This is a genomic window from Streptomyces sp. NPDC003284 (assembly GCF_053589675.1).
The window spans coordinates 20,428-41,891 of the sequence record NZ_JBSFSI010000023.1; the positions used below are offsets into that span (position 1 = coordinate 20,428).

Sequence of the window (21,464 nt, forward strand, 5' to 3'; positions counted from 1 at the left end):
GGTCAAGTCGCCCGCGGGCCGGGCCCGCCCGTCCCCACCGGGCGAAGAGGGCGGGCCCGCCGGGCCGTTCAGGCGGTCTGTGCGGCCGCGGCGCGGCCGGCCGCGCGGCCGGAGAAGAGGCAGCCGCCGAGGAAGGTGCCCTCCAGGGCGTTGTAGCCGTGCACACCGCCGCCGCCGAACCCGGCCACCTCGCCCGCCGCGTACAGGCCGTCGACGGGTGTGCCGTCCGTGCCGAGCGCGCGGGAGTCGAGGTCGGTCTGGATGCCGCCGAGGGTCTTGCGGGTCAGGACGTGCAGTTTGACGCCGATCAGCGGGCCGGCCTCGGGGTCGAGGATGCGGTGCGGGGCGGCGACCCGGCCGAGCCGGTCGCCGATGTAGCGGCGGGCGTTGCGGATGCCCTGCACCTGGGCGTCCTTGCTGTACGGGTTGTCCAGCTGGAGGTCGCGGGCGGTGATCTGGCGGCGCACCTCGGCGGCGTCGAGCAGGGGCCGGTCGGTGAGCCTGTTCATCTTCTCGACGAGCTCTTCGAGGGTGGCGGCGACCACGAAGTCGGCGCCGTGCCGCAGGAAGTCCTGGACCGGTCCCGGCGCGCCCTTGCCGAGCAGCCGGTCGCGCAGCACCGCCTTGCGGTCCTTGGCGGTGATGTCGGGGTTCTGCTCGGAGCCCGAGAGGGCGAACTCCTTCTCGACGATCCTGCGGGTGAGCACGAACCAGGAGTGGTCGTGGACGGCGAGGTCCTCGGTGGTGCGCAGGTGCCGCAGGGTGCTCAGGGTGTCGTAGCCGGGCAGGCAGGGGTCGGGCAGCCGGCGGCCGAGGGCATCGAGCCAGACCGAGGAGGGGCCGGGCAGGATGCGGATGCCGTGTCCCGGCCAGATCGGGTCCCAGTTGCGGATCCCCTCGGTGTAGTGCCACATCCGGTCGCGGTTGACCAGCCGGGCACCGGCGGCGGCGCTGATGTCGAGCATCCGGCCGTCGACGTAGGCCGGGACACCGGTGACCATGCGGGCGGGCGGGGTGCCCAGGCGCTCGGGCCAGTGGCGGCGGACGATGTCGTGGTCGGCGCCGATGCCGCCGCTGGTGACGATCACGGCCTGGGCGGTCAGTTCGAAGGCGCCGCGCTCCTCGCGGCTGGAGGCGACGCCCCGGGGTGCGTCGTCGGGGGCGAGGAGGGTGCCGCGCACGCCGCGCGCCGCGCCGTTCTCCACGACGAGTTCGTCCACCCGGTGCCGGTGGTGGAAGGTGAGCAGCCCGTCCTGGGCGGCCCGGTGCGCGTACGCGGCGAAGGGGGCGACCACGCCGGTGCCGGTGCCCCAGGCGATGTGGAAGCGCGGTACGGAGTTGCCGTGGCCGTCGGCCCGCAGGTCGCCGCGCTCGGCCCAGCCGACCGTGGGCAGCAGGGTGATGCCGTGTCCGGCCAGCCAGGAGCGCTTCTCCCCGGCCGCGAACTCGACGTAGGCGCGGGCCCAGCGCATGCCCCAGCTGTCCTCGTCGTCGGGCCGGTCGAAGCGGGCGCTGCCCTGCCAGTCGTTCCAGGCGAGGTCGAAGGAGTCCTTGACGCCGAGGCGCCGCTGCTCCGGGGAGTCCACGAGGAACAGCCCGCCGAAGGACCAGTACGCCTGGCCGCCGAGGTTGGCGGCGTTCTCCTGGTCGACGAGGGCGACCTTGCGGCCCCGGCTGGTGAGTTCGTGCGCCGCGACCAGGCCGGCGAGGCCAGCTCCGACGACGATGACATCCGCGTCCATGGGGGTCCCTTCTCAGTGCGTCGGTGCGGCGGTGCCGCCGTCGGTGAGCAGTGCGGTGAGCAGGTGCCGCAGCCAGGCGCGGGCGCCCTCGACGTCCTTGTCCAGCAGGAGTTGGACGGTGACGCCGTCGTAGGCGGCGACGACCGCGCGGGCGGCGCCGTCCGCGCCGCCGAGGACCGCGGGCAGCGGGGTGCGGCCGTGCGCGCGCTCCAGCCGTTCGGCGATCGCGCCGCGCAGCCGGGCCCGGTGCCGACGCAGGGTTTCGGCCACGGCGCCGTCGCGGGCGGCGTGCACGAGGAAGTCCGTCTTGACCAGCAGCCAGTCCACGTCCAGCAGGAGGACGTCGGTGACCCGGTCGACGGCGGCGGGCACGTCCAGGTCCGGTCCGTCGAGGGCGAGGGCCCCCGCGACCTGGTCGGCGATGAGTTCGGCGCGCTCGCGGTAGAGGGCGAAGAACAGCTCGTCCAGGGTGGTGAAGTTGGAGTAGAAGGCGCCCCTGCTGTACCCGGCGGCCTCGCAGACCTCCTCGATCGAGACCCGGCCGAAGCCCTTGGCCGCGAAGACCCGGAACGCGGCGCCGAGCAGATCGGCCCGGGTGCGCGCCCGGCGCCTGCTCAGGCCGGGCGGTGCCGCGGACTCCCGCGGCGGCTCCTGTGTCATGGCTCTGCCACCCCCTCGTGGATACATGAATGTATCCGATACGGCGATGTATCCACAGGGGTGCGGGCGGGCCCATCCGCTGTGGCGAGCCTCACATGTGACGAGAAGTCGGAAATGGGCGCCGAGTGACGATAAGCGCGTCAACGGACCGTCGGCTTCCGATTAATCTTTGATCTTCCTTCACGTTCCCTTGACCAAGGAATGACGTTTTCATGAACATAGCTCCGCCGGGCCGTTCGGCCCGACGAGCACGCGGGACCACCGGCACGCTGCCGCGCGCCGCGGTCCTCGCCCTCTCCCTCGCTCTGCTCGGCACCTCCGCCGCGGCCGCTCCCCTGACGCCGGCCCCGGACGCGCCGTCCCGCCCGGCCGCCGCGCCGGGCCCCGCGGCCGACGTCCCCGCCGCGCTCGCCGCCGCCCGGCGTCTCGACGTGGCCGGTGAGCCCGAGGGCCCGGTCGAGGAGACCCCCGAGGAGCCCGTCGAGCTGGACGCCGAGGGCTTCCCCGTCCAGGCCCCGCAGGCCGCGGGCGCGATGCTGCGCGCGGCCCAGGTCAGCGGTTCGGGCACGGCCGACTGGGCCTCGCGCAACCTGGGCGCCAAGTGGGAGTACGGCCAGGACTGCACGAACTTCGTCTCCAAGGCCCTTTACCACGGCGGGAAGATGAAGACCCGGGCCGGCGGCCGCAAGCACGACCGCGCCTGGTGGCAGCAGTACTACTTCTTCGGCACCGTGAAGAACAAGAGCTACACCTGGTCCGGCGCGGAGAACTTCCGCCGCCACATGATCAACTACCGCAAGGCGCAGTTCGTGCACGCGCACACCGCGCGCGCCGGTGACATCGTGCTCTTCAAGTGGAAGAAGGAGCGGGCGTACAACCATGTCGCCGTGGTCTCGGCCAACCGGCACGGTGTCCAGCTCCTCCAGCACGGCGGAGTGGGCCGCACCAGCCTGGCGGCGGCCATCGCCCGCTACCGCAAGAGCAGCAACTACATCGAGCGCGTCATCATCCTTCGACCGAGGTCCCGCGGCTGATCATGCACAGTGCGAAGAAATGCCTGGCCCTGGCCCTGCTGATGGGCACCGGCCTGTCCGTGACCGCGTGCGGCGCCGACGGGACGGACGACTACCAGGGCGACTACTCCCGCCACAAGCCGCTGCACGTCGTGGGCTATCCCTCCCGGGGCAGCCTGGAGACGGTGCAGCGGACGGTGTGGCGGCTGGCCGACCGTGACCCGGAAGGGCTCGCCGGCCTGGCCGTCACCGGCGGCACGGCCGCCGACACCACGGCCCGCAACTGGGTCGACGCGTTCGGCGAGGCCGCGGGCGGCGAGGTGACGGCGGACTTCTACGACGAGGGGTCCACCCGCCAGGTCGTGGTGCTGTACTTCACCGGCGGCCGGAAGAAGGAGGTCGAGGTGCGCGTCGGCGAGGACGACACCTGGGGCGTCACCCTCGACGAGAGCGACCCGGCCGAGGCGGCACGGGCACCCGGCTGGGCCCCGGCGGCCCCCGGCGGCACACACTCCCGCTCCACCGCCTCCTGACCCCTCCGCCGCCCGGAGCGGAGCGCCCGTGTCCCCGGCCCACAGGCCGCCGGACACGGGCGCTCCGGCACCCCGCCCGCCGCCCGGCCGGGGCTCCGGTCGCCGGGGCGGCGACCGCGTCTGCTTTGCTGTCCCCCGGCACCAGCCATCCACGACTTGGGGAGACCGATGCGGGCGGACGTGCGGGAAGTGGCCGACGGCACCTATCTGGTGCACGGCACCAACACCAACTGGGTGATCCTCACCGAGGGCGACGCGGCCACCCTCATCGACACCGGCTACCCGGGCGACCGGCAACTGGTGCTCGACTCGCTGGCAGCGGTGGGCAGTTCGCCGCAGGCGGTGGCGGCGGTGCTGATCACCCACGCACACAACGACCACCTCGGTTCCGCCGAGTACCTGCGCACGACGTACGGCACCCCCGTCCAGCTACACGAGGCCGAAGTGCCGCACGCGCGGCGGGAGTTCCTGCACCAGGTGAGCGTCGGCACGGTGCTGCGCAACGGCTGGCGGCCCGGGGTGCTGCCCTGGGCGGTGCACTCGCTGCGGGCCGGCGGCACCGCGCACCTGCCCGTGGCCGCACCCGAGCCGTTCCCGGCGGCGGGCGCGCTGGACCTGCCGGGCCGCCCGGTGCCCGTGCACACCCCCGGGCACACCCGCGGCCACACGGTGTTCCACCTGCCCGCGGCGGGCGTGCTGGTCTCCGGCGACGCCCTGGTCAGCGGCCACCCCACCTCACGGATCAGCGGACCGCAACTGCTGCCCGACATGTTCCACCACGAGCGCGCCCAGGCACTGGCCTCGCTGGAGATACTCGAAAGCCTCGACGCCGACGTCCTGCTCCCCGGCCACGGCCCGGTCCACCGCGGCCCGGTCAAGGCGGCCGCCCGCCGGGCACGGGACCACGCGCTCTAGTACCGCGACGGTGTCTGCCGTACCTGGGCCTCTCGCCCGGCGCAGGCCGGACGAGAGGCCCTAGAGTCTCCGTCATGGCTTTGCAGATCAGCGCCACCAACCCGGAGCATCCCGCGCTCCTGCTCGCACTGCCCTGGGAGACGCCGCTGGAGGAGTGGCCCGAGGAGTACCTCGTGCCGCTGCCGCGCGGCATCTCCCGGCACGTCGTGCGCTACGCCCGCGCGGGCGAGGAGGTGATCGCCGTCAAGGAGCTGGCCGAGCGGCCGGCGCTGCGCGAGTACGAGCTGCTGCGCGACCTGGACCGGCTCGCCATCCCCGCCGTCGACCCGCTCGCCGTGGTCACCGGGCGCACCGACCGCACCGGCGCACCGCTGGAACCGGTGCTGATCACCCGGCACCTGGGCGGCTCGATGCCGTACCGGTCGATGTTCGAGACGACCCTGCGGCCCGCCACCATGCACCGGCTGATGGACGCCCTCGCGGTGCTGCTGGTGCGGCTGCACCTGGCCGGGTTCGCCTGGGGCGACTGCTCGCTGTCCAACACGCTCTTCCGGCGCGACGCGGGCGCGTACGCCGCCTATCTCGTCGACGCGGAGACCGGCGAGCTGCATCCGCGGCTGAGCGACGGGCAGCGGGACTACGACCTCGACCTGGCCCGGGTGAACATCAGCGGCGAACTGCTCGACCTGGAGGCATCCGGCGCCCTGCACCCCTCGGTGGACCCGGTGGACTTCGGCACCGAGATCTGCGCGCGCTACGAGAAGCTGTGGGCGGAGCTGACCCGTACCTCCGTCTATCCGGCGGGCAAGTACCACTACATCGAGCGCCGGATACGCCGGCTCAACGACATGGGCTTCGACGTCGCCGAGATGCAGATCGAGCACTCCTCGGGCGGCGACACGGTCACCTTCGTGCCCAAGGTCGTCGACGCCGGTCACCACCAGCGCCAGTTGCTGCGGCTGACCGGCCTGGACACCGAGGAGAACCAGGCGCGGCGGCTGCTGACCGACCTGGAGAGCTGGATGGCCACCCAGGACGACTACGCCCCGGGCGACCCCCTCTCCGCCCGCCCCGAGGTGCTGGCCCACCGCTGGGTGCGCGAGGTGTTCCGGCCCACCGTGCGCGAGGTGCCGCCCGAGCTGCGCGGCTCCATGGACCCGGCCGAGATCTACCACGAGCTGCTGGAGCACCGCTGGTACCTGTCCGAGCGCGCGCAGCACGACATCGCCCTGGACACCGTGGTCGAGGACTATGTGCGCCATGTGCTGCCCAAGGCGCGCGCCACGCTGGAGCCGACGGAGCCGGAGGAGGACCCGGCGCCCGCTCCCTGAGGGGGCGCCGGGCTCCGGCTCACTCGTGCGGGACGACCGCCACCGGGCATCCGGCGTGGTGCAGCACGCCGTGGGCGACGGAGCCGATCCGCGCGCCCACCGCGGTACGGCGGGCGCGGCGGCCCACGACCACGAGCTGGGCGTGTCCGGCCGTCGCCAGCAGCACCTGCCCGGCGCTGCCCATCTCCACGTGCTCGACGACGGGGACGTCCGGGAACCGCTCCCGCCAGGGCCGCAGCGCCTCGGTGAGCGCCTTGCGCTCGTACGGCTCCAGGCCGCCGGCCTCGTCCAGGAGCTTGAGCGAGCCGGGGCTGTAGGCGAAGACCGGCGGCAGCGTCCAGGCGCGCACCGCGCGGATGGTGGCGCCGCGGGCGGCGGCCGTCTCGAAGGCGAAGCGCAGCGTCTCGGCGCTGTCCTCGGCGGTGCCGTGCTGGCCGACGACGACCTCGCGTCCGGCGGCCTCGGCGGCGGGCTCGTCACCGGCCCGGACCAGGACGACCGGCCGGCGGGCCCCGGCGATCACCTGCTGTCCCACGGAGCCGACCAGGAACCCGACGAGGGCGCCCTGCCCGCGCGAGCCGAGCACCAGGGCCTCGGCGTCGGCCGCCGCGGCGGTCAGCGCCGGGGCGGCCTCGTCCTCCACCAGGTCGGTGGTCACGGCCAGGCCGGGGTGGCGGGCGGTGAGGTCGCGGACCGTCTCGTCGGCCATCTCGCGCACCCGCTGCCGCTGCGCGTCGCGGTCACCCAGGTCGAAGGCGTCGTGCACCTCGAAGTGCCAGGCGTGCACGACACGCAGCGGCAGTCCGCGCCGCTCGGCCTCCCGTCCGGCCCACGCCAGTGCGGCGCGGCTCTCCTCCGATCCGTCCACGCCTGCCGTGATCGGCCGTGTCATGCCGTCCGCCTCCCTGCGCCGTGGGCCCGGGGGCGGGCCCGCCCTCACGCGTCTGCGCTTGCCCGGGATCCACCCGGACTCCCCCGGACGATCCTGCCATGCCGCGCCCGCCGGTCCGCGGTCAAGGGGTCCGGGCACGGACGCGGGCCCGGACACACCAGAGTGTGCCGGTGTCCCCGGCTCGCTCGGGCGAACCCGGGGCAGCCCACCTACGATGGCGCACGTGGGCTCGAAGACGGGAGGCACCGGGCCGCCCGTCGCGACCGCTCGGGGTGGGAGACCTATGACTCAGGCCGCCGAGGCCGTGCGGACCGTCATCCTGACCGTGGACGACGATCCGGGGGTGTCCCGGGCCGTCGCCCGTGATCTGCGGCGGCGCTACGGCGAGTCGTACCGGATCGTGCGGGCGGAGTCGGGCGAGTCCGCGCTGGGCGCGCTGCGCGAACTGAAGCTGCGCGGCGACCTGGTCGCGGTGATCCTGGCCGACTACCGGATGCCGCACATGAACGGCATCGAGTTCCTCGAACAGGCCCTGGACGTATACCCGGGCGCCCGCCGGGTGCTGCTGACCGCGTACGCGGACACCAACGCGGCGATCGACGCCATCAACGTGGTCGATCTGGACCACTACCTGCTCAAGCCCTGGGACCCGCCCGAGGAGAAGCTGTACCCGGTCCTGGACGACCTGCTCCAGGCGTGGCGGCGCAGCGACCACCGGCCGGTGCCGAGCACCAAGGTGGTGGGGCACCGCTGGTCGGCGCGCTCCTCCGAGGTGCGCGAGTTCCTGGCCCGCAACCAGGTCCCCTACCGCTGGTACTCCTCCGACGAGCCGGAGGGGCGGCAGCTGCTGGGCGCGGCCGGCCAGGACGGGCAGCGGCTGCCGCTGGTGGTCACCCCGGACGGCACGCCGCTGGTCGAGCCGGAGGTCCCGGAGCTGGCCGCCCGGGTCGGTCTGGCGACGACCCCGGCCGCCGACTTCTACGACCTGGTCGTCATCGGCGGCGGCCCGGCCGGTCTCGGCGCGGCCGTGTACGGGGCGTCCGAGGGGCTGCGCACCGTCCTGGTGGAGCGCTCGGCCACCGGCGGGCAGGCCGGGCAGAGTTCACGGATCGAGAACTACCTCGGCTTCCCGGACGGGGTGTCCGGCGCCCAGCTGACCGACCGGGCGCGGCGCCAGGCGGCGCGGTTCGGCGCGGAGATCCTCACCGCGCGCGAGGTGACCGCCCTGGAGGTCAACGGCGCGGCGCGCACCGTGCGATTCTCCGACGGGTCGGCCGTCGCCGCGCACAGCGTGATCCTGGCGACCGGGGTGTCCTACCGGCAGCTCCCGGCGGCCGGCGCCGACGGCCTCACCGGCTGCGGGGTGTTCTACGGTTCGGCGCTGACCGAGGCGCCGTCCTGCCACGGTCAGGACGTGTACATCGTGGGCGGCGCCAACTCGGCGGGACAGGCGGCGATGTACCTGTCCCGGGGCGCGAAGTCGGTGACGCTGCTGGTGCGCGGCGCCTCGCTGTCGGCGTCGATGTCGTACTACCTGATCCAGCAGTTGGAGGAGGCGCCGAACATCTCGGTGCGCACCGGCACGGTCGTGGAGGCCGTGCACGGCGCGGACCATCTGGAGCAGCTGACGCTGCGCGACGTGGTCGGCGGGGAACGCGAACGGGTCGACGCGCAGTGGGTGTTCGTGTTCATCGGCGCCGCGCCGCTCACCGACTGGCTGGAGGGGACGGTGCTGCGGGACGAGCACGGGTTCATCCTGGCCGGTCCCGACCTGACCGGGGACGGGCGGCCGCCGGCGGGCTGGGAGCCGGACCGGGCGCCGTACCACCTGGAGACCAATGTGCCCGGGGTGTTCGTGGCGGGCGACGCCCGCGCCGAGTCGGCCAAGCGGGTCGCGTCCGCGGTCGGAGAGGGAGCGATGGCCGTGATGCTGGTGCACCGTTATCTGGAGCAGTCATGAGCGGGCGCGTGGTGCCGTGCAGCCCCAAGGAGATCGGTTCGCTGTTCCTGTTCGAGGAGCTGTCGGCCGAGCAGTTGGGGCGGCTGTGCAGCGACGGGCGGGTGGAGCTGTTCCAGCCGGGCCCGGTGTACCGCGAGGGTGATCCGGCCACCTGTTTCTTCGTGATGATCGAGGGGACGGTGGTGCACTCCCGGCGGGTCGGCGACGACGACGTGGAGATCGCCCGGACCTCGCAGCGCGGGGTGTACTCGGGCGCGGTGCAGGCGTACATCGGGGACCGGGTGCGGCAGGTGTACCAGAACTCGATGCGGGTGACCGAGCCGACGCGGTTCTTCGTGCTGCCCGCCGACACGTTCGCGAGCATCATGCGCGAGTGGTTCCCGATGTCGGTGCATCTGCTGGAGGGGCTGTTCTTCGGTTCGAAGAACACCCAGGCGGCGGTGGGGCAGCGCGAGCGGCTGCTGGCGCTGGGCTCGCTGTCCGCGGGGCTCACGCACGAGCTGAACAATCCAGCGGCCGCGGCGGTGCGGGCCACGGCGGCGCTGCGCGAGCGGGTCGCGAAGATGCGGCACAAGCTCGCGGTGATCGCCGAAGGCCCTTTCACCCCCGAGCAGTTGACGCATCTGATCGAGATCCAGGAGCGCACGGCGGAGCGGGTCGCCAAGGCGCCGGTGCTCAGTCCGCTGGAGACCACCGACCGGGAGGACCTGCTCACCGACTGGCTGGAGGAGCACGGCATCGACTACGGCTGGCAGCTCGCGCCGGTGTTCGTGCAGGCCGGGCTCGACGTGGACTGGCTGGAGCAGGTCGTGGCGGCGGTCGGCGAGGACATCCTGCCCGGCGCGGTGGGGTGGCTGTCGTACACGGTGGAGACCGAGCTGCTGATGGACGAGATAGCGGACTCCACCACGCGGGTCTCCCGGCTCGTGGACGCCGCCAAGCAGTACTCCCAGCTCGACCGGGCCCCCTACCAGGTCGCCGACGTGCACGAACTGCTGGACAGCACGCTGCTGATGCTGTCGGGCAAGACGGGTCCGCGGATCAGGGTGGTCAAGGAGTACGACCGGACGCTGCCGCGGATCCCCGCCTATCCGGCCGAGTTGAACCAGGTGTGGACCAATCTGATCGACAACGCCGTCTCGGCCATGGGCGGCGCGGGCGGCGAGGGCACGCTGACCGTGCGGACGGCACGCCAGGGCGAGCAGTTGCTCGTGGAGTTCCGGGACACCGGTCCCGGAGTGCCCGCGGAGATCCGGGACCGCATCTTCGACCCGTTCTTCACCACCAAGCCGGTCGGTCAGGGCACCGGGCTCGGTCTCGACATCTCCTGGCGGATCGTGGTCAACAAGCACCACGGGAGCCTCGCGGTGGAGTCGGCGCCGGGCGACACCCGGTTCGCGGTGCTGCTGCCGCTGAACGCGACGGACGGCGACGGCAGGGCGCTGCGCCCTGCGCAGGAGGCACAAGGGACACGAGGGGCAACAGAGGGGACGGGATGAGCAGAGGCGCCGGTCCGGATCTCCGGGTCGACCCGGAGGTCCCGCCGAGCGGTCCGGGCTGCGCGGAGTGCGAGGCCGCGGACGGCTGGTGGTTTCATCTGCGGCGCTGTGCGCGCTGCGGGCACGTCGGCTGCTGCGACGACTCCCCCGCACGCCACGCCACCGCCCACTACCGGGCCACCGGCCATCCGGTGATCCGCAGTTACGAGCCGGGCGAGGACTGGTTCTGGGACTACGCGGCGGACGAACTGTACGAGCCGGGCACCGACCTGGCGCCGCCGCTGGCGCATCCGGCGGACCAGCCCGTGCCGGGACCGGCCGGGCGGGTACCGCCCGACTGGGCGCGGATCCTGCGCTGAGCCCGGCGGATCCTGCGCTCAGCCTGGCGGACCCTGCGCCGAGCCTCTGGGGCCGGGGACGCGGATGCCCCGCCGGGGGCGGGGCATCCGGTGCTGCGTGCGGGTCCGTGTCAGGGACGGGCCGCCGGGGTGTTGGCGGCGGTGACGTTGACCGCCGCCCACGACTGGTCGACCGTCCGGTACTCGGTGCTGTTCGCGCCGTACAGGTCCTTGGCCGCCTGGAGCGTGGCGAGCCGCGCGTCGTGGAAGTCGGTCGTGGAGACCATGTAGCGGGTCAGCGCCCGGTAGTAGACGGCGGTGGCCTTGGCCCGGCCGATGCCGGTGACCGACAGACCGCCGTAGGTCGGCGAGTCGTAGGCGACGCCACCGATCGTCTTGCGGCCGCTGCCCTCGGCGAGCAGGTAGTACGCGTGCGAGGAGACACCGGAACCGGCGTGCACCTCGGTGTAGTACACCTCGGGCGACCAGTAGTCGATGGCGCCCTCCAGCTTGTCCAGGGACGGGTGGTCGAGGCGGCGCAGGAACTTCTGCGCCAGGCCCAGCTTCTCGCCCAGCAGATAGTTCGGCGGGTTCTTGGCGTTGTTGGCGAAGAACTCGACGTTGGAGCCGAAGATGTCGGCGAGCGACTCGTTGAGCGAACCCGGTTCGCCGTACTGGTTGCCCGCCGCGTCCACGCGGGTGGGCTCCAGCCGGGCGGTGGAGTCCACCACGCCGTGCGTCAGCTCGTGACCGGTGACGTCGAGGGCGACGAGCGGCTGCTTGAACGTCTGGCCGTCGCCGTCACCGTAGAGCATGCAGTCGCACGTCGGGTCCCAGAAGGCGTTGCCGATGCGGCTGCCGAAGTGCACCATGGCCTTGGCGCCCTTGGAGTTGTTCTCGATGCCCTTGCGCCCGAACGTCTTCTGGTAGAAGTCCAGCGTCTTGGTGATGCCGTACTGGGCGTCGACGGCGGCGGTGGTGCGGTTGGACACCGCCCCGTTGCCCCACCGGTTGGTGGTGCTGGTGATCTTCGTGCCGCGCGCGAAGTTCTCCTGGAGCTGGTTCTTGGCGTCCCGGGTCTCCGTGCCGTAGCGGCTGGGGTCGGCCAGGACGAAGCCGGTCCGGGAGGTCTGGGTGGTGGTCAGCGCGACCGGCCCGACGAACAGGGAGGCGCCGCTGCCCGTCGAGGTGCGCGGAAAGCGCCCGGAGGAGGCCGAGGTGCGGCTGAGGCTGCCGAGCGAGCCGGACGGCGGGAGGCTGCCCGTCGCCGGGAGCTGACCCTGGCGGCTCAGGGTGGCGCGCAGCGCGGGCGACACGAACTCGTCGCTGTCGGGCGTGTTGCTGCGCACGGCGCCGGTGGCGGCGTCGATGACGACGGTGCGCGAGCGGGCGCCCTGGGTGGTGGCGCTGTGGGTGACCCGCACCTGGTAGGCGAGTGCCGTGGCGCCGCCGCGGGCGTCCACCACGAGCTGTGCGGTGCCCGCGTCGCCCTCGGCGACGGCGGCCGCCTTCGCCGCGGCCTGGCCGGGCGTCACCGCGGCCTTGGTGGTGGCGGGCCTGACGGCCCGGTCGGCGGCCCGGGTGACCCCGGTGTACGCCAGGGTGCGGGCCAGGTGGACGACGAGGTCGCCGCCGAGCACCGGCAGGCCCTGGTGGGTGCGGACGAAGCGGACGTGGCGGGCACCCTCGGGGTCGGCCAGTACGTCCTGGGCGCGCAGTTCGTCCCCCGGGACGACACCGGTCGCCGACGCGTGGGCGAAGGCGGCGGCGCGGGCCGCGGCCACCACCGCCGCGGTGGAGGTGCGGGCGGCCGACGCCGTACGGTCCGGCCCCTTGACGGGGGCGGCCAGTGCCGGGCCGGCCAGGCACGTGACGGCCGTCGTCGCGGCGACGGCGACCGCCACGCTGCGTATGTGGGGTCTGTGCACTCTTGAGGGATCCTTCGTGGGTGAAGGCGGCCGGGATCGCCAACCGCCCCGACGCATGGCGCGGTTGCGCCATGAGGGCTGGTCGGGCCCCGGAAAGAAACCCTTGTGGGCAAGCCATGCACATGTAAAGCGCGAATGATCCATTCCACGCCGTTCATGGCAATCCTTTGCCAATTCCGTCCCACACGGTGATCGACGAGTGACCAACTGTGTGTCGTCGGTAGAGATGTGACACGGTGCGAGATGGTTGCGCTGCCTGAATGTGATCAACCTCGCACGGGCCGCGCACCGACGCTCGCGTCCCGCGGCCCGCGCCCCGACGACGACGGGAGCCGGATCGTATGGCCGCACGGAGGACGATGTGCACGGGCGCGGTGCTCGGGTCACTGGCGCTGAGCCTGCTCGCGGGACCGGCGCGGGCGGCGGGCGGCCCGCCGGAGGCCCGGCCCGCGCCGCCGCCCGCCCCGGCCCCGGCCCACGCCCGCGGCACCGCGCCCACCCCCGCGCCCGCACCCGACACCGCCGGACTGGACGCGCTCCTGCGCACCGCGCTCGGCCAGGGCGCGCCCGGCGCCGCGGCACGGATCGACGACCACCGCACGTCCTACGACGGCCCGGCCACCGCGCACCGGCTCGCCGAGGGCGTCGCCGACCGCGCGGACGCCGAGGCCATGGACACCGCGGACCGGTTCCGCATCGGCAGTGTCACCAAGACCTTCTCGGCCGTCGTCCTGCTCCAGCTCGTCGCCGAGGGCAGGCTGCGGCTCGACACCTCCGTCGACCACTACCTGCCCGGCCTGCTGCCCGACGCGCGGATCACCGTGCGGCACGTGCTCGGCCACCGCAGCGGTCTGTACGACTACACCGAGGACCTGTTCGCCCGTACCGTGCCCGGCTTCGAGGCGGTGCGCACCAAGGTCTTCACCCTGCGCGAGCTGGTCGCGCGGTCCCTGCGGCATCCGCTCACCGGCACGCCCGGCGCCGCCTACTCCTACTCCAACACCAACTACGTCGTCGCCGGGCTGCTCATCGAGAAGCTGACGGGCGAGCCGGTGCGCACCGCGTACGAGGACCGGATCATCGGACCGCTGAAGCTGGCCGACACGTTCTACGTGCACCCCGGCACCGCGATCCCCGGCCGCCACGCGCACGGCTACCTCACCCCGGACGAGCCGGGCGGCGCCCTGGTGGACGCCACCGAGCAGACGGTGTCGTGGGCCCAGAGCGCGGGCGCGCTCATCTCCTCCGCCCGCGATCTGAACACCTTCCTCTCGGCGCTGCTCGGCGGCCGGCTGCTGCCCGCCGCGCAACTGGCCGAGATGCGGCGCTGGTTCCCGGCCGGCACCGGTCAGGGCTACGGGCTCGGGCTGCGCCGCCGCGACCTGTCCTGCGGGATCTCCGTGTACGGGCACACCGGCGCGGTCCAGGGTTTCTACACCTATGCCTTCACCGGCGAGCACGGGCTGCGCAGTTACACGGCGGTCGTCAACACCTCCAACAACGGCGCGGTGCAGGCGACCATGCTGCGCACGCTGGAGCCGGTGTTCTGCGGCAAGCGGGCCCGGGTGCGGTGAACCCGTTGCCCGTCGATCTTGGCGGAGGCACCTGTTCCGGGCCAGGATGCCCCCATGCAAGGTGACCTTTTTTCGCAAGAGCACGTGGTGCGGCCCGCGACCGCGCCGGGCATGTCCGTCGAGAACGCCAAGTGCATCCGCTATGTGGTGAACGGGGAGATGCTGGCCCGCCAGGGCGCCATGGTGGCCTGGCGCGGCAGCCTCCAGTTCGAGCGCAAGGGCCAGGGCGTGGGCGGCATGCTCAAGCGCGCGGTCACCGGGGAGGGCCTGCCGCTGATGTCGGTGCGCGGGCAGGGCGAGGCCTGGTTCGCGCACGAGGCGCAGAACTGCTTCCTCATCCGCCTCGACGGCGGTGACGAGTTCACCGTCAACGGGCGCAACGTCCTGTGCTTCGACGCGTCGCTGGCGTACCAGATCAAGACAGTCAAGGGCTCGGGCATCGCGGGCGGCGGGCTGTTCAACACCGTCTTCACCGGGCAGGGCACGCTCGGTCTCGCCTGCGAGGGCAACCCGCTCGTCATACCGGTCACGCCCGAGCTGCCGGTGTACGTCGACACCGACGCGGTCGTCGGCTGGACCGCCCGCCTCCAGACGTCGCTGCACCGCTCGCAGTCCATCGGCTCGATGCTGCGCGGCGGCTCCGGCGAGGCCGTGCAGCTGATGCTCCAGGGCGAGGGCCATGTCATCGTGCGGCCCAGCGAGGCGACCCCGCAGAAGGCGCAGCAGCACTGAGCCGCCCCGGGCGCGGGCGGCGGCGGACGCCGGTTGACCTGCGGGGCCCCGGCGGGTGAGGGTCGGGGTGGCGCGGACCCCGGCCCTCCCCCGCGCCGGAAGGTGGACCGCCGTGATCGGCATCTCGGAGATCGACAGCGCGGCCGAGCGGATCGCCGCTCATGTGGTGCGCACCCCGACCGTGCCGAGCCCGGGTCTGTCCGCGCTGCTCGGTGCCCCGGTGACCGCGAAGCTGGAGCTGTTGCAGCGCACCGGCTCGTTCAAGGCGCGCGGCGCGACGGCGAAGCTGCTCTCGCTGAGCGAGGCGGAGCACGCGGCGGGCGTGGTGGCCGTCAGCGGCGGCAACCACGGCATCGCGCTCGCGGTGATGGCCGCCGCGCTGGAGGTGAAGGCCACGGTGGTCATGCCCCGCTCGGCCCCGGCCCGCTCGCTGCGCATCGCGGAGGAGAGCGGCGCGGCGCTGCGGCTGACCGACGGCATGGACGAGGCGTTCGCGACGGCCGCGCGGCTGCGGGACGAGGGTCTGACGCTCGTGCACCCCTTCGACGATCCGGTGGTGATCGCCGGGCAGGGCACCGTGGGCCTGGAGTTCGCCCAGGACGCCGGTCCGCTCACGGACGTCCTGGTCAGCGTGGGCGGCGGCGGGCTGATCGCCGGTGTGGCGACCGCGCTGCGGGCGCTGCGGCCCGGGGTGCGGGTGTGGGGCGTGGAGACCGAGGGCGCCGAGGCCCTGTCGCGGGCGCTGGCGGCGGGCGGTCCGGTGCCGGTCGCGCTGTCCTCGGTCGTCACGACGCTGAGCGCCCCGGCCGTGTCGGAGCTGACGTACGAACACGCGGCGGCCCTGGTCGAGGAGGTGCTCGTGGTGCCGGACGCGGAGGCCGTGCGAGGCTGCCTCGAACTCGCCGAGCACGCCAAGGTGTGGGCGGAGCCCGCGGCCGGCTGTCTGCTGCCGGCCGCCCGGCAGGTGCGCGAGCGGGTCGGCGCCGACGCCCGGCTCGGCCTCGTGGTGTGCGGCGGCAACGCCACGACCGACGACATCATGGCCTGGGCCGACCGCTTCGGGCTGCGCTGAGCGGGGGCGGAGCGGGCCGTTTCCCGGCCACTGCTTTCCGTGGCCGCGCTCCCGGGGTCACGCACCGTACGCGTGGAGCGTGCTGGGCGCGGGCGAGAACCTCAACGAGCACGGGGGCGGCGGCGCTGGCCCACCGTGGACGTACGGCACGAGCGTCTCGAAGGGGCCGTCGGGATCATCCGGGCGCTGTTCGGGGGCGGTCAGCTGACCCGGCACGGGGCGCACTTCGGCGTGGAGCCGGCCCGGCTGTGGGACCTGCCGGACCAGCCGCCGCCCGTCGGTGTCACCGTCTCGGGCGGGCGGTCCTGCGAGCCGGCCGGGCACGGCGGGCAGGGCAGGCCGCGTGTCGGACCGCTCCCGGTCTGCCACGACACCGACCGGGACGCGGCCGTCGCCGTACCCGGACTCGGACTCGGACTCGGAGGCCGGGTTCACCGATCCCCGGCGCCGCCGTGCCGGAGCCGCCGTACGCGCCGGGCGGACCCGGCGCGTACGGCACCGGTGGCTACCAGCGGCCTTCGACCTGGTCCTTGATCCGGTGCTCGTACAGGTCGCGGATCGCCGTCAGGGTCTCCTGCGGCAGCGGCGGGAGCTTGCCGGCGGCGGCGTTGGCGCGGGCCTGCTCCGGGGAGCGGGCGCCGGGGATGACGGTGGTGACGCCGGGCTGCTGGACGATCCAGCGCAGGGCGAGCTGGGCGGGGGTGCAGCCCTCGGGGGCCAGCGCGGCGAACTCGGCGGCGGCCTCCACGCCGGTGGCCCAGTCCACGCCGGAGAAGGTCTCGCCCTGGTCGAACGACTCGCCGTGCCGGTTGAAGGTGCGGTGGTCGTTGGCGGGGAAGACGGTGTCCTTGGTGTACTTGCCCGACAGCAGGCCGGAGGCGAGCGGGACGCGCGCGATGACACCGACGCCCGCCTCCCGCGCGGCGGGCAGCACCTCGTTCAGCGGCTTCATGCGGAACGGGTTGAGGATGATCTGCACACTGGCCACGTTCGGCCGGGCGATCGCCGTCAGCGCCTCGGCGCAGGTCTCCACGCTGACGCCGTACGCGGCGACGCGCTCCTCCTCGACGAGCGTGTCGAGCGCGTCGAACACCTCGTCGCGGGAGTACACGGGCGTCGGCGGGCAGTGCAGCTGCACCAGGTCGATCCGGTCCACGCCGAGGTTGCGGCGCGAACGGTCGTTCCAGGAGCGGAAGTTGTCCAGGACGTAGTTCTCGGGGATCTGCTCGACGCGTCGGCCCATCTTGGTCGCGACCAGGACGTGCAGATCGGGGCGGGAGCCGAGGAAGGTGGCGATGGTCTGCTCGCTGCGTCCGTCGCCGTAGACGTCGGCCGTGTCGAAGAAGGTCACCCCCGACTCGGCCGCCGCCTCCAGTACGGCGAGGGCTTCCTTGTCGTCGACGTCGCCCCAGTCGGCGCCCAGTTGCCAGGTGCCCAGCCCGACGACCGAGGCATGCTGGTGCGACCTGCCGAATTCACGTTCGTTCATGGCGTCAGTCTGTCACCCGGCCCGGCGGACCGGCGGCTCCCGCCCGGCCCGGTGGACCGGCGGTTCAGCGGCTCAGGGAGCGCGCCTGCACCGTCCGCGCGAGCCGGGGCCCGAGCCACCGCTTGAGGCGGCGCAGCGCCGTCAGCCGTCCGGCCGCCTTGTCCAGGCCGTAGTAGAGCTGCGGCGGGACGTACGGCAGCAGGGGCGAGTGGCGCTGGCCGAGCAGCGCGAACATCCGGTGCGGGGGCAGGTGGATGTAGCGGGGCAGGTTCTCGTACCACTGGGCGCTGTGCCGGGCCGCGCTCTGCACGGGCAGCAGGGCCGACTGCCGTTCGCGCTGGTAGGCGGCGAGGGCCTGCGGGAGACCGGGGTGGGTGCGCAGCGCCCCGGCCAGGCAGATCGCGTCCTCCAGGGCGAGGGTGGTGCCCGCGCCGACGGAGTAGTGGGTGGTGTGGGCGGCGTCGCCGAGCAGGACGAGGTTGTCCCGGTACCAGGTGCGGTTGGTGAGGGTGCGGAAGGTGAGCCAGGGGCTGTCGGCGCCGTCCGTGCCGCGGCCGGTCAGCCGGTGCCCGTCGAGCACCCCGGCGAACAGCCCCTCCAGCAGGGCGAGCGCGTCGGCCTCGGCGAGCCGGTCGAGGCCGAGACCGGTGAAGGTCTCCGGGGCGCACTCGACGACACAGGTGCTGTGCGTGGCGCCGTACCCGTAGCCGTAGCACCAGATCCAGCCGTGCGCGCTCGGGACGAAGGCGAAGGTGAAGGCGTCGAAGACCTTGGTGGTGCCGAGCCAGAGGTAGCGGTTGCGGCCGAGGTGGAGGCGGGTGCCGAAGTGGTCGGCGTGCCGGTCGCGCAGCGCGCTGTGCACGCCGTCGGCGGCGACCACCAGATCGGCGGCGGGCGGGTCGGCGGCGGTCACCCGGCTCTCGAACTCGACCCGTACGCCGAGGGCGCGGGCCCGGTCGGTGAGGATCTCCAGGAGCCGGTGCCGGCCGATGCCGAAGCCCTGGTCGCCGCGGTGCCGGGTGGTGGAGTCCCCGATGTGGGCGACGCCGTCGCGCCAGCGGACGGAGTGCGCCTCGACGGCGCGGGCCGACTCGGGGTCGTGCGCCCGCATCAGGTCGAGCAGGCCCTGCCAGTAGGTGACGCCCCAGCCGTAGGTGGAGCCCTCGGGGCCGCGTTCGTGGACGGTGATGTCGTGGGACGGGTCCTGCCGCTTGAGCAGGACGGACAGATACAGGCCGGCGGGCCCGCCGCCGACGCAGGCGACCTTCACGCACACCCCTGAGGACTACCGAGAGCGGTCGATGGGCAACGAAAGGTAACAGAGACGGTGCGTGCGATCACGCACCGTCATGGGTCCTCTCGTGGCCCGCGCCGCTCACACCTGCACGGTGCGGCACTCCGGGTGGCCCCAGCCCTGGTCGTTCTTGGCGATGGACTCACCGGCGGCGTAGGAGCGTCCGCACAGGCAGCGGCCGGGGAACTTCGCCTTGATGGTGCGGGCGGAGCCGGAGGAGGCGCCGCCGCCCGCGGTGCGGCGGGCGGGTGCCTTCCGGCGGGGCGCGGCCTTGGGGGTGTCCGGCGAGGCCGGAGGCTCCGGGGAGCCGAGGGCGCTGCCGGCCGGTTCCTGCACGCGGGCGGCCTGGCTGGCGGCGCGGTCGGCGAAGTCGTTGAGCGGGTCGCCGTCGACCTGGTGGGCGGGCACGTAACGGAACTCGACCGGGCGCCCCTCCAGCAGGGTGTCGATGCGCACGACCAGCTCCTGGTTGGCGACGGGCTTGCCCGCGGCCGTCTTCCACCCGTTGCGCTTCCAGCCGGGCAGCCAGGTGGTGACGGCCTTCATCGCGTACTGCGAGTCCATGCGCACTTCCAGCGGCACGGCCGGGTCGGTGGCCGCGAGCAGCCGCTCCAGCGCGGTCAGTTCGGCGACGTTGTTGGTGGCGGTGCCGAGCGCACCGGCCTCCCAGCGGACCGCGGTCCCGGCGTCGTCGGAGACGACCCACGCCCAGCCCGCCGGTCCCGGATTGCCCTTCGAGGCCCCGTCGCACGCGGCCACCACTCGTTCACGCATGGGCTCGATGATGCCACGGTCCGGACCGGCCCCGTGCCGTCGCCCGTGGACCGTCTAAGAAGCGTCCTCGACCTGCGGCTTCTCCCCCTGGGTGCGGGTGATGTCGATCACGGAGAAGTGGGCGCCCTGGGGATCGGCGAGCACCGCGAACCGGCCGAAGGGGGTGTCCGTCGGGCCGAAGCGCACCGCGCCGCCGAGGCGGGTCGCGGCGGACACCGCGGCGTCGCAGTCGGCGACCGTGAAGTACACGTTCAGATAGGAGGGCACCTGGGGCGGGAAGTCGTCGGTCATCCGCATCCGGCCGAGCACCGTCTCACCGTTCAGGTCGTAGACGCTGAAGTCGATCGCCTCGTCCTCGATCCGCCGTGCGGTGTAGCCGAAGACGGAGGTGAGGAAGGCGTCCGCCTTCTCCGGCTCGCGGGTGAAGAGTTCGGCCCAGCAGTAGGCGCCGGGGACGCCGGTGGCCCCGAAGCCCTCGTGGGTGCCGCTCTGCCACACACCGAACACGGCGCCGCTGGGCTCGCGGGCCAGGCACATGGTGCCGAAGTCACCGACCCGCATCGGCTCCAGGAGCACGTCGCCGCCGTGTTCGCGGATGCGGCGCGCGGTGGCCTCCGCGTCGGGCGAGGCGAAGTACAGGCACCACTGCGCCTGCCCCTCCTGGCCGGGCATCGGCGGGACGACGGCCGCCACGGCCCCGCCGTCCGCGTACGCCTGCGTGTAGTGGCCGAACCGCGCGGAGGACTCGCCGAAGGTCCAGCCCAGGACCTCGCCGTAGAAGGTCTTGGCCGCCTCGACGTCGCTGAACATCGCGTCGGCCCAGCAGGGGGTTCCCTCAGGTCGTACGGGCATGGCTGCCGCCCTCTCCGGTTCGGTGACGGGTACGTTTCGGTGACGGGTGCGTGCGCGGGCGCACGGGCACGGGCGCGTGGGCGCGCGTGCGTACGGGTTCTCACGCTAGCCAGAGCGGCGGTGGGCCGCGCGCCGAGACGGCCCGCACCGCGCGGCCGACGGCTACTCCCCCGCGTGGGCCCGCCGCAGGGCGGCGATGTCGAGCTTGCCCATCGCCAGCATGGCCCGGGTGGTGCGGGCCGCCTTCTCCGGGTCGGGGTCGCCGATCAGGTCGACGAGCCCGTCCGGCACGACCTGCCAGGAGACCCCGTACCGGTCCTTGAGCCAGCCGCACGGGCCCGCTTCGCCGCCGTCGTCGGTGAGCCTGGACCAGTAGTGGTCGACCTCCTTCTGGTCGGCGCAGTGGATCTGGAAGGAGATCGCCTCGCTGAACGTGAACTGCGGGCCGCCGTTCAGCGCCAGGAACCGGTGGCCGTGGGCGATGAACTCCACGGCGACGACCGAACCGGCGGGGCCGGGCCCGGCCTCCGTGGAGCGGCTGATCCGGCCGATGCCGGAGTTCTTGAAGACCGAGACGTAGTAGTGGGCGGCCTCCTCGGCCGTGCCGTCGAACCAGAGGCAGGTGGTGAATCCTTCGGTGCTCACGGGTCTCCTCCTGGGGGTGCGGGAACGCGGTCGTCTGTATCGACCGTGCGGCATCCCGGAACTCATCGCTCGGCCGGGACATCTTTGCGCCGGGTCCTCCGCCGGGCCCGCGCCGCGCCGCACCGGGCCGGCCCGGCCCGGGTCGCTCTGTCCGGTCCGCGCTGTCCGGTCCGCTCTGCCGGTGGCGAATCTGCCACCGGCAGAGAAAGGGCCGCCGCGCC

General features: G+C 73.4%; 19 protein-coding genes and 1 pseudogene. 11 read left to right on the top strand and 9 right to left on the bottom strand.

Annotated features, from left to right (window positions below):
• Positions 1-68 precede the first annotated feature (68 nt).
• Together ACWDYF_RS32110 and ACWDYF_RS32115 are read right to left on the bottom strand one after the other, a co-directional pair.
• On the bottom strand, positions 69-1,742 hold the full coding sequence (locus ACWDYF_RS32110) for an FAD-binding dehydrogenase (RefSeq protein WP_389472453.1): 1,674 nt from the start codon (positions 1,740-1,742) through the stop codon (positions 69-71).
• Positions 1,743-1,754: 12 nt separating this feature from the next.
• The gene (locus tag ACWDYF_RS32115; RefSeq protein ID WP_389472456.1) at positions 1,755-2,402 is read right to left on the bottom strand and encodes a TetR/AcrR family transcriptional regulator; all 648 of its coding nucleotides are present in this window, start codon (positions 2,400-2,402) and stop codon (positions 1,755-1,757) included.
• Between the two features lie 212 nt (positions 2,403-2,614).
• Between ACWDYF_RS32115 and ACWDYF_RS32120 the strand changes: the two genes are divergently transcribed.
• From ACWDYF_RS32120 to ACWDYF_RS32135, 4 genes are all read left to right on the top strand, one after another.
• Positions 2,615-3,436 carry an amidase domain-containing protein gene (locus ACWDYF_RS32120; RefSeq protein ID WP_389472458.1) on the top strand — a complete coding sequence of 274 codons (822 nt, stop codon included), beginning with the start codon at positions 2,615-2,617 and terminating at the stop codon, positions 3,434-3,436.
• Between the two features lie 2 nt (positions 3,437-3,438).
• Positions 3,439-3,948 carry a hypothetical protein gene (locus tag ACWDYF_RS32125; protein WP_389472461.1) on the top strand — a complete coding sequence of 170 codons (510 nt, stop codon included), beginning with the start codon at positions 3,439-3,441 and terminating at the stop codon, positions 3,946-3,948.
• A 168-nt stretch (positions 3,949-4,116) separates the two neighbouring features.
• Entirely contained in the window at positions 4,117-4,863 is a 747-nt protein-coding gene (locus ACWDYF_RS32130; protein WP_389472463.1) for an MBL fold metallo-hydrolase, read from the top strand.
• A gap of 74 nt (positions 4,864-4,937) precedes the next feature.
• Complete coding sequence (locus tag ACWDYF_RS32135; RefSeq protein WP_389472466.1) at positions 4,938-6,194, top strand: DUF4032 domain-containing protein; 1,257 nt, start codon at positions 4,938-4,940, stop codon at positions 6,192-6,194.
• Between the two features lie 19 nt (positions 6,195-6,213).
• On the opposite strand, the gene ACWDYF_RS32140 is transcribed toward ACWDYF_RS32135, so the two are convergent.
• Positions 6,214-7,086 carry a universal stress protein gene (locus tag ACWDYF_RS32140; RefSeq protein ID WP_389472469.1) on the bottom strand — a complete coding sequence of 291 codons (873 nt, stop codon included), beginning with the start codon at positions 7,084-7,086 and terminating at the stop codon, positions 6,214-6,216.
• A 283-nt stretch (positions 7,087-7,369) separates the two neighbouring features.
• On the opposite strand from ACWDYF_RS32140, the gene ACWDYF_RS32145 reads away from it, so the two are divergent.
• From ACWDYF_RS32145 to ACWDYF_RS32155, 3 genes are read left to right on the top strand one after another with little or no spacing between them, the layout of a single operon-like run.
• On the top strand, positions 7,370-9,046 hold the full coding sequence (locus tag ACWDYF_RS32145) for an FAD-dependent oxidoreductase (RefSeq protein WP_389472471.1): 1,677 nt from the start codon (positions 7,370-7,372) through the stop codon (positions 9,044-9,046).
• Positions 9,043-10,545, top strand: a complete 1,503-nt coding sequence (locus ACWDYF_RS32150) for an ATP-binding protein (RefSeq protein WP_389472475.1) — start codon at positions 9,043-9,045, stop codon at positions 10,543-10,545. Before ACWDYF_RS32145 ends, ACWDYF_RS32150 begins: the two co-directional genes overlap by 4 nt.
• On the top strand, positions 10,542-10,904 hold the full coding sequence (locus ACWDYF_RS32155; protein ID WP_381738231.1) for a UBP-type zinc finger domain-containing protein: 363 nt from the start codon (positions 10,542-10,544) through the stop codon (positions 10,902-10,904). Before ACWDYF_RS32150 ends, ACWDYF_RS32155 begins: the two co-directional genes overlap by 4 nt.
• Positions 10,905-11,014: 110 nt before the next feature.
• On the opposite strand, the gene ACWDYF_RS32160 is transcribed toward ACWDYF_RS32155, so the two are convergent.
• Positions 11,015-12,811: a M4 family metallopeptidase gene (locus tag ACWDYF_RS32160; protein WP_389472479.1), complete on the bottom strand. Its 1,797-nt coding sequence runs from the start codon at positions 12,809-12,811 to the stop codon at positions 11,015-11,017.
• A 359-nt stretch (positions 12,812-13,170) separates the two neighbouring features.
• On the opposite strand from ACWDYF_RS32160, the gene ACWDYF_RS32165 reads away from it, so the two are divergent.
• The 4 genes and pseudogenes from ACWDYF_RS32165 to ACWDYF_RS32180 all read left to right on the top strand — a co-directional run.
• Positions 13,171-14,385, top strand: a complete 1,215-nt coding sequence (locus ACWDYF_RS32165) for a serine hydrolase domain-containing protein (RefSeq protein WP_389472629.1) — start codon at positions 13,171-13,173, stop codon at positions 14,383-14,385.
• A 54-nt stretch (positions 14,386-14,439) separates the two neighbouring features.
• Positions 14,440-15,117, top strand: coding sequence for an AIM24 family protein (locus tag ACWDYF_RS32170; RefSeq protein WP_389472481.1), 678 nt, complete (start codon positions 14,440-14,442; stop codon positions 15,115-15,117).
• Between the two features lie 112 nt (positions 15,118-15,229).
• Entirely contained in the window at positions 15,230-16,189 is a 960-nt protein-coding gene (locus ACWDYF_RS32175; protein ID WP_389472484.1) for a threonine/serine dehydratase, read from the top strand.
• Between the two features lie 28 nt (positions 16,190-16,217).
• Positions 16,218-16,582 (top strand): annotated as a pseudogene (locus ACWDYF_RS32180) (LLM class F420-dependent oxidoreductase); the annotation flags it as partial.
• Positions 16,583-16,694: 112 nt separating this feature from the next.
• On the opposite strand, the gene ACWDYF_RS32185 reads toward ACWDYF_RS32180, so the two are convergent.
• From ACWDYF_RS32185 to ACWDYF_RS32205, 5 genes are all read right to left on the bottom strand, one after another.
• Positions 16,695-17,678, bottom strand: coding sequence for an aldo/keto reductase (locus ACWDYF_RS32185; protein WP_389472487.1), 984 nt, complete (start codon positions 17,676-17,678; stop codon positions 16,695-16,697).
• Positions 17,679-17,742: 64 nt separating this feature from the next.
• On the bottom strand, positions 17,743-18,954 hold the full coding sequence (locus ACWDYF_RS32190) for an FAD-dependent monooxygenase (RefSeq protein WP_389472489.1): 1,212 nt from the start codon (positions 18,952-18,954) through the stop codon (positions 17,743-17,745).
• Positions 18,955-19,053: 99 nt separating this feature from the next.
• Positions 19,054-19,746, bottom strand: a complete 693-nt coding sequence (locus tag ACWDYF_RS32195; RefSeq protein WP_389472492.1) for a ribonuclease H family protein — start codon at positions 19,744-19,746, stop codon at positions 19,054-19,056.
• Positions 19,747-19,800: 54 nt separating this feature from the next.
• A complete protein-coding gene (locus ACWDYF_RS32200) occupies positions 19,801-20,598 on the bottom strand; it encodes a VOC family protein (RefSeq protein WP_381738222.1) in 798 nt (265 codons plus the stop codon).
• Between the two features lie 162 nt (positions 20,599-20,760).
• Positions 20,761-21,243 (bottom strand): VOC family protein, encoded by a 483-nt coding sequence (locus ACWDYF_RS32205; RefSeq protein WP_389472495.1) that lies wholly within the window; start codon positions 21,241-21,243, stop codon positions 20,761-20,763.
• Between the last annotated feature and the right edge of the window lie 221 nt (positions 21,244-21,464).